At 37.6% G+C, this 12,589-nt stretch carries 13 protein-coding genes and 1 pseudogene; 4 read left to right on the forward strand and 10 right to left on the reverse strand.

Annotated features, from left to right (window positions below):
* Nucleotides 1–24: 24 nt before the first annotated feature.
* Both HCCG_RS03160 and HCCG_RS03165 read right to left on the reverse strand, forming a co-directional pair.
* Nucleotides 25–342, reverse strand: coding sequence for a DMT family transporter (locus HCCG_RS03160; protein WP_002955980.1), 318 nt, complete (start codon nucleotides 340–342; stop codon nucleotides 25–27).
* Nucleotides 342–863 carry a DMT family transporter gene (locus tag HCCG_RS03165; protein WP_014667441.1) on the reverse strand — a complete coding sequence of 174 codons (522 nt, stop codon included), beginning with the start codon at nucleotides 861–863 and terminating at the stop codon, nucleotides 342–344. Before HCCG_RS03165 ends, HCCG_RS03160 begins: the two co-directional genes overlap by 1 nt.
* 105 nt (nucleotides 864–968) lie before the next feature.
* On the opposite strand from HCCG_RS03165, the gene HCCG_RS03170 reads away from it, so the two are divergent.
* Both HCCG_RS03170 and HCCG_RS12800 read left to right on the forward strand, forming a co-directional pair.
* Nucleotides 969–2,054: a cation diffusion facilitator family transporter gene (locus HCCG_RS03170; protein WP_015453884.1), complete on the forward strand. Its 1,086-nt coding sequence runs from the start codon at nucleotides 969–971 to the stop codon at nucleotides 2,052–2,054.
* On the forward strand, nucleotides 2,038–2,166 hold the full coding sequence (locus tag HCCG_RS12800; RefSeq protein WP_268257951.1) for a hypothetical protein: 129 nt from the start codon (nucleotides 2,038–2,040) through the stop codon (nucleotides 2,164–2,166). Before HCCG_RS03170 ends, HCCG_RS12800 begins: the two co-directional genes overlap by 17 nt.
* Nucleotides 2,167–2,204: 38 nt before the next feature.
* On the opposite strand, the gene HCCG_RS03175 is transcribed toward HCCG_RS12800, so the two are convergent.
* The 8 genes from HCCG_RS03175 to HCCG_RS03205 form a co-directional block, all read right to left on the reverse strand.
* Nucleotides 2,205–5,282 carry a type I restriction endonuclease subunit R gene (locus tag HCCG_RS03175; RefSeq protein ID WP_002955983.1) on the reverse strand — a complete coding sequence of 1,026 codons (3,078 nt, stop codon included), beginning with the start codon at nucleotides 5,280–5,282 and terminating at the stop codon, nucleotides 2,205–2,207.
* Nucleotides 5,269–5,889, reverse strand: a complete 621-nt coding sequence (locus HCCG_RS03180; RefSeq protein WP_002955984.1) for a hypothetical protein — start codon at nucleotides 5,887–5,889, stop codon at nucleotides 5,269–5,271. Before HCCG_RS03180 ends, HCCG_RS03175 begins: the two co-directional genes overlap by 14 nt.
* Nucleotides 5,890–5,893: 4 nt before the next feature.
* Nucleotides 5,894–7,108, reverse strand: coding sequence for a restriction endonuclease subunit S (locus HCCG_RS03185; RefSeq protein ID WP_002955985.1), 1,215 nt, complete (start codon nucleotides 7,106–7,108; stop codon nucleotides 5,894–5,896).
* Nucleotides 7,105–8,607: a type I restriction-modification system subunit M gene (locus HCCG_RS03190; RefSeq protein ID WP_002955986.1), complete on the reverse strand. Its 1,503-nt coding sequence runs from the start codon at nucleotides 8,605–8,607 to the stop codon at nucleotides 7,105–7,107. Before HCCG_RS03190 ends, HCCG_RS03185 begins: the two co-directional genes overlap by 4 nt.
* A gap of 159 nt (nucleotides 8,608–8,766) precedes the next feature.
* On the reverse strand, nucleotides 8,767–9,294 hold the full coding sequence (locus HCCG_RS03195) for a Crp/Fnr family transcriptional regulator (RefSeq protein ID WP_002955987.1): 528 nt from the start codon (nucleotides 9,292–9,294) through the stop codon (nucleotides 8,767–8,769).
* Nucleotides 9,288–9,434, reverse strand: a complete 147-nt coding sequence (locus tag HCCG_RS12500; RefSeq protein ID WP_002955988.1) for a hypothetical protein — start codon at nucleotides 9,432–9,434, stop codon at nucleotides 9,288–9,290. Before HCCG_RS12500 ends, HCCG_RS03195 begins: the two co-directional genes overlap by 7 nt.
* Nucleotides 9,435–9,454: 20 nt before the next feature.
* Nucleotides 9,455–10,099: a hypothetical protein gene (locus HCCG_RS03200; RefSeq protein ID WP_002955989.1), complete on the reverse strand. Its 645-nt coding sequence runs from the start codon at nucleotides 10,097–10,099 to the stop codon at nucleotides 9,455–9,457.
* Complete coding sequence (locus HCCG_RS03205; protein ID WP_014667445.1) at nucleotides 10,096–11,325, reverse strand: DNA-methyltransferase; 1,230 nt, start codon at nucleotides 11,323–11,325, stop codon at nucleotides 10,096–10,098. Before HCCG_RS03205 ends, HCCG_RS03200 begins: the two co-directional genes overlap by 4 nt.
* Nucleotides 11,326–11,479: 154 nt before the next feature.
* Here HCCG_RS03205 and HCCG_RS03210 point away from each other — a divergent pair, with 154 nt between their 5' ends.
* Together HCCG_RS03210 and HCCG_RS03215 are read left to right on the forward strand one after the other, a co-directional pair.
* On the forward strand, nucleotides 11,480–12,145 hold the full coding sequence (locus HCCG_RS03210; RefSeq protein WP_014667446.1) for a 4Fe-4S dicluster domain-containing protein: 666 nt from the start codon (nucleotides 11,480–11,482) through the stop codon (nucleotides 12,143–12,145).
* 18 nt (nucleotides 12,146–12,163) lie between these two features.
* A pseudogene (locus HCCG_RS03215) lies at nucleotides 12,164–12,547 on the forward strand (cytochrome b/b6 domain-containing protein); the annotation flags it as partial.
* Nucleotides 12,548–12,589 lie beyond the last annotated feature (42 nt).

The raw sequence follows: 12,589 nt of genomic DNA on the forward strand, positions 1-12,589 counted from the left end.
AATTTTGCCTTTTGTGTGAAAAATCTATCCCAACGCCTTTAATCCCACGCTAGAAGCGATAATCACACATACGCAAAAAAGCTTCAAAAATGACTTATCCTCTTTAAAAAACACAATCCCCACAAGCACACCACCAGCCGCACCAATGCCCGTCCATATCGCATACGCCACGCCCATAGAAATCTCTTGCATAGCAATAGATAGGCAGGTAAAGCTCCCTGCAAAAATCAGTGCAAGACATAAGATATAGATTTTATTTTTGGTATCGATGAGCTTTTTCATCGTCCATACACCAGCGATTTCAAACGCCCCAGCAATAAAAAGTAAAATCCAAGATAGCATTATTTATCCTTTGTAGAATCTGTATTAGAAGCCCTAGATTCAGCTTTTTTTGAACCATTTTTAGAATCTTGCTTAATATTGTGTTGAAAATCCTGCGTATCGCTAGATTCTATAAACAAAGATTCTAGCTCTTGGGGTAAATGATCGTGTATGTCTTGTGCGGTTTTACTCTCTTTGACGCTACATTTTAGCCCCAACACTCCAAGCATAAGCGTTGAGATAAGAGCGATTTTTATGAGTGATGCCTCCTCGCCAAATAGCACAATTTCAGCGATCACCACACCACCCGTGCCAATGCCAACAAACACACTATACACAATGCTAACCTCTAGCCTTTTCATCGCTAGAACCGCACAAGTAAAGGAAAAAGCAATGCCAACACCGGTCAAAGCTTTTAGCGGTAGTGTGTCGGCATACTTTAGCCCACTCACCCACGCTACTTCACAAATCCCACCAATAAGGATTAAAAGCCACGCTAGATTTTTACCCATAGTGATTTTTGTGTTGATTTTTTGAATCATTTTTACCCTTTCAACTCCCAAAATACACCCGCAATTCTAGCCTTTGCGTATTAATCATTTTTAATCATAATCATTTGTAAGAATACTAACCCACAAGGCTACATAATGACTACACAGCAAGATACATCATACAACCACCGCTCTTATGGCACAAGTGTGCGGAAATACAAACAAGATTCTAAGCCAGATTCACTAAATCACACAGAATCTAAACATTCCACAACACAGAAGCAAGACAAGCATAAAGCACAGATTCTAGCCTTAAAACACGCCCTTAAGACAGATTCTAAAAAAGCCGCACAAAAAGAGCAGTTTGTCCTTAAAGTCTCAATGTATAGTGCGTTAATCCTAGCGATTTTTGGCATTAGCTTTGGAATCTTTGTCAAATCTATGGCGGTGATTTTTGATGGCTTTGTAGCGTTAATTAGCGTGGGGCTTGGGGCTTTAAGCGTGATTACTTCTCGCTACATTTATAAAGAAGATGATGATATTTTTCAATACGGCTATGTCCGCTTTGAGCCTATGGTAAATCTCTTTAAATCCCTTGTGCTAGTCTTTGTGTGCGTGTATGCTTTTATAAACGCTTTGCAGAGTATCATTCACGGCGGCTATGCGGTGGAGCTTGGCGGGGCGGTGGCGTATAGTCTGTGTGCGTTTGTGTTTTGTGCGATTTTGTTTATTTATACGCTGTTTTACACGCGACTTTTAGAATCTGATTTGATTAAAGTGGATAATACGGAGTGGAAGATTGACTGCGTGCTGTATTTGGGGGCATTGGGGGCTTTTGGTGTGATTTATTTCTTACTTAGTCCTAAGAGTGCTTTAGCGATGTATGTTGATCCCTTGCTTTTAGCGGTGCTATCGTTAATGCTGTGTGTCTCGCCTATCCGCATAGCCATTGCGAATTTTAAAGATTTGATTATGGTTGCCCCAAGTGAGATTGATTCTAAAATCACGCAGATTATGGAATCTTTGAGTAAAGATTTTGGCTTTAGCGATTATGATACGCATGTGGCGAAATCGGGGCGATTCTATATGGTGGAAGTCAATATCTTAATAGATAAAAATTCCAAGATTAGCTCGGTAGCGGAGTTTGATTCTGTGCGTGATAGGATTGAAAAATCCCTTGATATTCCAAGCTATAAGATTTGGCTATCTGTAAGCTTTACAGGGAATGCGAAATGGTTGTAGGGTGCAAAAATTTAGCTTATTTGATAGCAAAGATTCTAAGTGCGAGACTTTGGAATATGTTCTAAATGAAGTAATAGAATCCGCCCCCTTAGCCCCACTTGCAAAAAACTAAGATTCTATATTCGTTAGCCAACATTTGCTTATTTGTGATTATTTCTCCCCCATAAGCTCTTGTGCGATAAGCTCGGCTTGTTTGATGGCATTATCTACGCCTAGCTGTATGCTATTTGGCGGATAGCCGTATTTCTTTAGCACCTTTTTCACCGCAAGTCTTAGCTCTGCCCTCACACTCTCACGCAAAGTCCAATCAAGCGTAACATTCTCTTTAATCGTAAAAAATACCGCTTTGCTTAGCTCACGCAGTTTCTCTACGCCCATAATCTCTTCTACTTCCTTAAACTCACTCAATGCTTCATAAAAGGCGTATTCATAATCGCTTAAGCCTGAATCTTGCTTTTTCTCATCACTTGCGATGAGTTCTTGGCTTAGCTCTATTAGCTCTTCAATGACTTTTGCAGCGTCTATGAGTTTATTTTGATATTGCATTAGAATCTGATGAAGTTTTTCATACAAACCTTTGCTTTTTAGCTCTTTTGGGATTCGTGCTTGCAGCTCGTCATTTAAGAGTTTGCGTAAAGTCTCTAGTGCGATATGTGGATATTTATAATGTCTCATACCCTCTAAAAACTCATTTGAAAGGATAGAGATATTTTCTGTTTTAATTTGACTTTTATCTAAAATATCTATCATACCCTCACTTACTAGCTCTTTGTCAATGACTTGCTTAATAAGGCTTTGTTTGAGTGCATTATCAGCTTGGGCTTTGGAGTATTCACTCTTTTTAATGCGATTTTTTAGCAACTCAAAAAAGGCAATTTCTTTTGAAAGCTTTTGTATCTCATCATTTGGTAGCACCATAATATAGGCTTTCACTAGCTTTACCACTTCATCTAAAAATCGCTTTTTTAACTCTTCATCACTTAAAATCTTATCTGTGATTTGTGAGAGTAAGTCAAGCTTGCCCCTTGTGTCTGCTTGAAAATACCCCATATACTCAAAGCCGTGCAACATTTGCTTTAATACTTCGTGCTTTTCATAGACGACTTCTACTAGCTTTTGCTTATCTACAAGGAAGTTTTGCGATTTACCCTGTGTGTAAAACTGCAGGGCTTTTTGGAGTTCTGCCATAATGCCTATATAATCTACGATTAAGCCAGAGGGCTTGTCCTTATACACGCGATTTACCCTTGCGATTGCTTGCATAAGGGTGTGTCCTTTCATAGGTTTGTCAATATAGAGTGTATGCAAGGGTGGTGCGTCAAAGCCTGTTAGCCACATATCACAAACGATGATAAACTCTAGGCAGTCATTTATATCATTTGCCCTATTTGCGATATATCTTTGCTCTTCTTTGCTTGTGTGAAACTTTGATAGCTTTGCACCATCACTTGCACTTGAAGTGATGATGACCTTTGCCCTGCCTGTTGTGTAATCATCACTATGCAAACTTGGCTCAAGCCCTACTAGCTCATTATACAAATCCACGGCAATTTCTCTGCTAGAACACGCTATCATTGCCTTGCCTTTAAGCTTTTCTTTTCTCGCGTTAAAATGCTCTAAAATATCTTTGGCAATGTTTTTTAATCGCTCTTTTGCCCCGATAATATCTTGCAGCTTTAAGAGACTGCCTTGCGTGTTATCTGTATCAAAAGATTCTATAAGCTTTTTGCCCTCTTCGCTTAGATGAAGCTTTGCTAAACGACTTTCATAAAATAAAGGCAGGGTTGCACCATCATCTACGGCTTTTTGAAAATCATAAATGTCTATATAGTCTCCAAACACATTTCGCGTATTTGCATTATCTTTTTCTAGCGGTGTGCCACTAAAGCCTATATAAGTAGCATTCGGCAGGGCATCGCGGACATTTTGTGCGTAACCATAGGCAAGGGATTCACTACGCAGTCTTGCACTAAAGCCATATTGTGTGCGGTGGGCTTCATCAGCAATGACGATAATATCTCCCCTTTGGCTTAAAAGCTCAAAGCGTTCGTTTTCATCTCTAAACTTTTGCATTGTGCTAAAGATTATCCCGCCTTTTCTTTGCTTAAAAGTTTCTTTTAACTCTTTTGTGCTTTCACACTGCAAGGGCTTTGTTTGTAAAAGTGTGCTTGACTTTGCAAAGGTATTAAAGAGTTGATTATCTAAATCCGTCCTATCTGTGAGTAGTAAAAGCGTGGGGTTATTAAGCTCTTTTAGGGCTTTAGCACAGAAAAACACCATTGATAGACTTTTGCCACTGCCTTGAGTGTGCCATACTACACCGCCTTTTTTGTTTGTTTCACTGCTTTGCATAGCCTTTCTGGCACTCTCTATTGCCTTATTTACAGCATAGTATTGATGATATGCGGCGATCTTTTTATTGAGTTTAGATTCTTTATAGCCTTGTGTATCTTGTGTATAGCTTTGCTCATAAGTGATAAAATAGCGTAAGAAATCAAGTAACACGCAAGGCTTTAATACTTCGCAAATATCCACGACACGCGTATTTTCACTTAGCATATCCCCTTGCCCCTGCCATTTTAGAAAGCGTGTAAAGTCTGCATTCAAACTACCGAGCCTAGAATCTACCCCATCGCTTATGATACACAACGCATTTGGGATAAACAGCTCTTTTGCCTTTTCCTTATAGGTTTCTATCTGCAAATATGCTTTGTGTAAATCTGCGTTTATATCAAGCGGGTGTTTTAGCTCACATAGCACCAAAGGCACTCCATTGACAAATACCAAAATATCACATCGCACAGAATCTTTGGGGCTAAATACAAACTGATTGAGTGCTAAAAAGGCGTTATTTTCTACATTCTCAAAGTCTAGTAACTCTAGGTTAATCCCCCTTTGCTCACTATTTACCATTGCCTCTAGTGTAATGCCACCTATCAAGTATGCGTGCATTTTCGCATTAGCACTCATTAAGTCTTCTTCATCGCTTAAGGCTAGAATCTTTTTATACGCTTCAAGGGCTAAATGCTCTTTTTGCTCCAAGCTTAAAAAGTCATAATTGCTTTTAGATTCAAAGTTTATACGCATAATAGAATCTAAAAATATCTCTTTTATAATCCATTCATCTTTTTTCCTTACGACTTCTTTTGCATTTTTGCATTCATAGCCAAAACTCCCCAAAGTCTCTAATAATAGCTCTTCTATGCTCTCTTCGTTAATTTTTGACATTGTTTATCCTTTCCATTTCGTTTTCAATAAGCTTTCTCAAGTCCCCAAACTTATACTTACCCTCTTTTAAGTTTTTTGCAAACTCATCAAGAAAAATTACTTTACCACCCATACCTTTGGCAACATTCAAATATCCCTGTCTTTTGCCTTTGCCCTGCTTGCTGTCGCAAGTGATGACAAAATAATCTAATAGGCTATGAAGTGCTAAGTCAAAATCTGTTTCTTCTTTATATAAATCGTTGCTTTTTCTTGTATCTTGTTTGTTTCTGTTTGGGTATAGCTTATCGTATTTATCTTTCAGTTTTGTAGCCATTTGATTCATATTGTCTGGAGCAAATCCAAATCCAAATCCACCATTTCTTTGATAGCGATTATTTGCATTCCCAAATCCAAAATATTGAACATCTTTAAATTGAAAACTGCTAATAAATTCATAAAATGCAGGGTTTTTATCGTTTATAGGCTTTAATTCTATTTCCACCCGCTTTGTTATAAATAATTTATATTGTTCCTGTGGTAATTCTTTTTTAATATCAATTCGTATTTGACCCATATCCTTGTCAAACAATAAATCAAATACATTAGAATCTAAAAGTATGGATACCATTTATTTATTCCCTCTCTTTAAATATTGCTTTTAATAGCACATCCCGCATTGCTTGGAGATTTTGAATCTGTTTTGTGTTATTGTAGATTTTATCAAAAAAGGGCAGAGTTTCTGTATGGAATCTTAAGATTTCTTTCTCTCGTGGAAGTAAAAGTTTCATATTTGAAAAATCTGTCGTGTTGAGATTTGCAGTTGCTGTTCCACCACTTGCCATAGCTTCTAACTCATCAAAAGAAGATTTCATAGAACAATACAAAAAATATCTATAATGCTCTTTGTGAGGCACAATGGAATTGATTTGCTGATTAGTCTGTGCGATATTAGCATTCATAGACACTACGCCTATGGTTGCGATACAGCTTACACAAACACTAAAAGGCGGCAGTGTTTTTGCCTTTTGAGAATCTAGTCCTTGTTGCGTAAGAGAATCTGCTGTTTGAAACACAAAAACATTATTATGCATATCAGGGATTTTTATGAAAGGATATGTGCCATTGAAATATTCCTTTTGATTTTTCGGCGGTGTTTTGCCACAGATGATATTCCCAAAATATTTTAAAGGTTTTTCTTCCCATTCACTGCGGTTTGGATTGTCTATAAAATAATGGCGAAAAAGGGTAAGGGCTAGAGATTCTAAGGTTTTGTTTTGTCTATGGAGTAAATCTATCTTATCATCAAAACTACTTAGAATCTCTGCTATTTTTTGTTGTGTGGTAAGTGGTGGGAGTAAAAAGGTAAAATTAGAAATTAATCCAACATTAAGATTTTGTTGTGCCGCCCCAGAAGTCATTTGATCAAGCCTATCAAAACTATCAAGCAAAGTATAATAAATGAAATTGTAATTTGCTTTTTCTGAATCAACTGAAATATTGCAACAAGCTTGGTTGGTAGTCAAGGGAATTTTATTTATTGCTACTTTTCCAGCTGTTGCACCATACATTGCCACTATCACAGAATTTTTATCAATCCACTTTGCCGATGAGTTGCAAAGTCCAAGTTCTGTTATTTGGCGTTCTGTTGCATAAATACGACAATTTTTTACTTCTTTTGTATTAAGCCAAGGAATATTGCCATTATAATATTCAGCTTGTGTTGATTTTGGTGTCCCGCCCGATACGATTTGTTTTGCAACTTCCCCAAGCCTTACTTCCTGCCATTGCTCTTTATGGAGAGATTGTAGAAAATTCTCACAATGCTGTTCTTTTAGATTCACAATCATTTCCCACCTATAAGCTCTAAATTGTTTAGAATCTTTTCACTTAAGATTCTCTCTTCTTTGATTTGAGATTCTAGCTCGGCTTTTAAGCGTGTAAATTCTCTTTCAAAGTCAAAGTCTTCATCATCTTCTGCCAAGCCCACATAGCGACCGGGTGTGAGGACATAGCCTAGATTTGCCATCTCTTCTTTGCTTACACTTTTACAAAAGCCTAGAATATCGCTGTAATCCCCATTTTGCTCTTGTGCCTTTTGCCATTTGTGATAAGTCTCTGTGATTTTATCAATATCATCTTTATTTAGAATCCTATTTTTGCGATTGATGAGTTCGCCTAGACTTCGCGCGTCAATAAAAAGCGTGTTGTTATGGGGTTTATTGCGTTTGATAAACCACAGACACGCTGGAATCTGCGTATTTAAAAAGAGTTTTGCGGGGAGATTGACAATACATTCTATAAGGTTAGATTCTATTAAGTTTTTGCGGATTTGCCCCTCTGTGCTTGTGTTGCTTGTAAGAGAGCCTTTCGCAAGGACAAATCCCGCCCGACCTTTTGGAGCTAAATGGTGGATAAAGTGGCTTATCCACGCATAATTGGCATTTGTGCTAGGGGGTGTGCCATACTGCCAACGCACATCATTTTCTAGTGCTTCACTGCCCCAATCTGTGGCGTTAAAAGGTGGGTTTGCGATGATGAAATCTGCCTTTAAATCCTTGTGTGCGTCATTGAGAAAGCTTCCTTCACTATTCCATTTGAGTGAGCTAGAATCTATTTTTCGCAAGGCAAGATTCATCTTTGCTAGTCGCCAAGTGGTTTGATTACTCTCTTGCCCATAGATTGAAATATCGCTGATTTTACCCTGATGCTCTCGCACAAATCGCTCACTTTGGACAAACATTCCCCCGCTTCCACAGCAAGGATCAAACACTCTGCCATTATAAGGCTCTAGCATAGCTACTAATAGCTCTACAACGCTTTTTGGCGTGTAGAATTGCCCGCCTTTTTTGCCCTCACTCAAGGCAAACTCACCTAAAAAGTATTCAAAAATATGCCCTAAAATATCGCTTGTATTTTCTTGATTTAGTGAGATAGAATCTATTAAGTTTATCAAATCGCCCAAAGTCGCACTATCTAGGTTATCTTTAGCATAGACTTTAGGCAGCACACCTTTTAACTGCGGATTATCCTTTTCTATCAAGTCTAGGGCGTAGTCTAAATCTTTGCCAATTTGTGGGCTTTTTGCTTTGCTTAAAAGAGTGCTCCATCTAGAATCTTGTGGCACAAAAAAGATATTCTTTGCGATATATTCGTCCTTGTCTTCTGCATCTTCATTCTGTGAAAGCAACTCTTTATGTAAAGATTCAAAACTATCGCTAATGTATTTTAAAAACACAAGTCCAAGCACGATATGTTTATACTCTGCGGCGTCTATGTTTTTTCTAAGTTTATCAGCGGCACTAAAAAGGGCGGCTTCTAGCTTTTGTGTTTGTTTGACTTTTGCCATTCTATTCCTTTGTGTTTTTGTCCTTTATGTTCTTGTAGTGAAATAGTAGCATATCATTGTAGATTCTATGAATAGGTTGTTTTGAATGGGGTTTGAATGTGAATATAGTGGGTTTCAATATAGCAATAGAATCTGCTCTTTAGCCCTGCTTTAAGAAAGCTAAGATTCTATATCTTTGCCTAGCTCATACAGCCTAGATTTAAGCACAATCTCATTGCGATTTGTCTCAATTAGCCCTTGTGTTTTTAGCTCTTTTATCACTCTTGTAACTGCTTCTCTCGCACTGCCGATATTATTTGCTATGCTTTCTTGACTTGCTTCTACGCGGTTATTTTTAGCATTGCTTAATAGAAACTTTATTACGCGATTTTTAAGACTTTTAAAGGTTACATCATTAATGGTATCAAAGGCTTGTTTTAGGCGTTTAGAGACCAGTGAGAGATTAAAACGCATAATAGATTCATTACTATGCGTGAGTGTCTCAAAAATCTTATTTGGCAGGATAAACACGCTAGAATCTTCCATAAACTCAAGCACCACATCAGCCTTAATGTTTGATAAAATACAGCTTGTAGAGATGAGACAGCTTTCCTTATCGCTTATGGTAAAAATGGTGATTTCCTTAGCATTACTTGATACGCTAAAAAAGCGGATTTTCCCACTCAAAACATACAAAAAGCCTAGCATTCATCGCTATCTGGGTAGATTCTATATCCTTTTGTGTAGGCTTTTACAATGCCTTTCTTCTGCAATACTTCAAGGCTTCTCTCATCGCCGCATATTGTGGTGTTTATCTGCGTTAAACTCTCTTTAGTTAGTGGTTGCATATTTCCCTTTTGTGATAAAGTTAAATTTTTTCTAGTATTTCAAAGTGGTTGTGAAATTCCTTAAAGCATTCGTAGCTATATTTTTTGCCATTATTTAGAATTTCACCTTGCTTGTTAATACGCAGGGTTGTCTTTTGATTATCAGTGATTTGATAGGTAGGCAAACTCATATCATCAAACCTGCTTACATCGCTTGAGTGAAAAATATAATAATGGATAATGGATTGTTCTAAGTTTTCATTTTCTGCAAAGACAGCTATCCACACATAAAATACGCAATTATCTATGTCATAGCGGATTTTAGGGTGGAAGCTAAATTCTCGTGCATTTGGCTTTTTACTAGGCTTACCCTCACTCGTCTTAACTTGCAAATATTTTGTAACAATATCTAGCTTCGTTTTTTTGCAAAATTCGCATAGATTTGTTACACATTTTGCTTTTTGCCCCTGCCAAGATTCTTGCCTAATAAATTGATTACTAAATTTCTCACACACTTTGCAATAATATTTTGAAATCACAAAGTCAATCCCTTCATCAATGTAGCCCCTATGCACTTGCCATCCTAAGCCATGTAGCTTCATCGCTAGTTGCATTTCGCCATAAAGTCCTATGACTTGCTTTTTCTTTTCATCTTCTAAACTTAATTCTATATTTTTCTTACTCATAGCTCATACTCCCCTAAATTTTTCTTACCCAAAAATTTATATACACTCTCTTTTAAACTTATATCTCGCTCTATGCCTATACCAATTCGCCCTAGTTTATCTGCTACTTTCACACTTGTGCCAAGCCCCATAAATGGGTCCAATACTCGCTCTCCCTTGTAGCTAAACATTTTTATCGCAAATTCTGGAATCTCTTTTGGAAAAGGTGCGGTATGTCCTAGTGTATTTTGCCCTTTAGAATTTATCTTTATCACAGGATTTATTGCCTTTATATCCCTACGCCACGCATAAATGAAGTCCTTATCTATCTCATTGCCACGATTAAACGCTTCGTTTTGCGTGAAATAAGTTTTTGCACTAAATCGCTTCCCACGATTTGCCTTGCTTCGCTCAAAGCAGTCCAGATTCTTACACTCCCAGCTTCTAAGCCCTTTTTCTGTATAAGCATTACCATTGACTTGTAAGCAGCCGCACACAGGGCAGGGGTAACGCGTCTCATCGCTTCTGTGTTTATGAAAGATTAAGATATGCTCATAGCAATTCATAGGGTATTGATAATAGGGATAGGGCTTATCGCCATTTTTATGCCTTTGGCTTTGCACTTGACCTTTATCCCAAATAATATCATCTACAAAGCTAAAGCCTACTTTTTCAAAAAGCAGTATAAAATATGCCCCCAAAGGTAGCCGTCTCTTACCCCAAGTGGAACGAGTGAAAAGGTTATCGTTATCAAAAATATCGCCCACATTAAAGACAAATACGCGGTGATTATCAAGCACCCTATAACACTCTCTTAAAATCGCTTCCATATCACTCATATACGCATTTAAATCACTCCATTGTGCGTAAGCTCTAGCATTATAGTAAGGTGGGCTTGTTACCATTGCCCCCACTGATTCACTTTTCATCTGCTTTAAACCTTGCAGGCAATCCCCCCACAAAATCTTTTTAGAATCTTTATTTTGTAGGAAAGATTCTAGGCTTGCATCGTGTTTATAGCGTGATTGATAGCATTCTTTTACAAAATCATAATAGCTTTTTTCAAAAGCTTTTATAATCTCTTTTGTATCATTTAGGGCATATAGGGGCTTAATTCTTGCGTGAAATTCCATAAGCTCACTTTCACTAAAAGTTTGCTCCAAATACTTTTGCGATTTTTGCAAGATAGTATGTAAGTAGCTATCATTTAATACCATATCATTATGTTTGCGTAGTATTTGTGTCAAAGCCGTCCTTTAGGACATATTGTCATTTAGAATCCTTTTTGTATTTTAATCAATCCTGCCTTAAAAGCCATTTCCCTTTTGTGATAAAGTTACACACAAAGCTTATAAACTTGCATACAATGCTAGAAAATTATATCTCAAAAAGGTTAGTTCTATGCAAAGACGCAACTTTTTAAAATCCCTAGCACTTACCCCCGTGATGGTCGCTGGAGCAAATGCTAAGTCTAGCGATTCTACAAAAGATGGCAAAAAAGAGAAAATATCACTTATAGATTCAAGTGAGTTTAGCAAAACAAAAGGCAAGGCAAGTATTATAAACCTTGATAAATGCGATGGCTGCAAAGGCTATGAAATGCCACAATGTGTGAGTGCGTGTAAAGAGAAAAATGCCCCTAGATTCCCCGAGCCGATAAAAGACATTCCGCAATATTTCCCGCGTAAAATCTATGAAGATTATTCTAAAAATAGAGATGATATTTTCCGCTTAAGCCCGTATAACTGGACTTTTGTAGAAGAGCTAGAGATAGATTCTAAAAAGGTGTTTGTCCCACGCCGCTGTATGCATTGCGATGATCCTACTTGTCAAAAGATTTGCCCTTTTGGGATTATCGGTAAAGATGATAATAATGCTGTAAATATTGATGAGCATTACTGCTTTGGCGGGGCAAAGTGTCGCGATGTCTGCCCGTGGGGGATACCGCAGAGACAAGCTGGAGTTGGAATCTATCTTAAAATCGCCCCAAAGCTTGCTGGTGGTGGAACGATGTCTAAATGCGATATGTGTGCGGATTTACTCGCACAAGGTAAAAAACCTGCGTGAAAGAGTGAAAAATATCTACCTGAACAAAGACTAGCATATTTTTTCATCGGGCTTGTGCTTTTGCTTTTAATCATTACCGGCTTAATTAAAACGCTTAAAAACCTTGCTGGGTGGAATATAAGCGATAGTATGTATCTATGGAGTGCGCAACTGCATAATCTTGGAATGTTTCTCATCATACTTGGAATCATCGGGCATTTAATGGCGTTTGTGTTTAAGGCAAATCGCCCACTTTTAAGGGCAATGTTTAGTGGCAAGGTAGATTCTCACTATATTGTGGAGCGACATAGCTTGTGGCAAGAGGGTGTTGAAATGGCTAGGGATAAAGTAGCAGAAAACAATATAGATTCTAAAACAACCGCTTGTCATATTGAGCCTTTAGGCGAAGTATCTAAAGTTTAGAATCTACAAGAGATATTTCGCCTTTTTCGTAATGCTCAATAT

The organism is Helicobacter cinaedi CCUG 18818 = ATCC BAA-847 (assembly GCF_000155475.1).
Taxonomy (GTDB): Bacteria; Campylobacterota; Campylobacteria; order Campylobacterales; family Helicobacteraceae; genus Helicobacter_C; species Helicobacter_C cinaedi.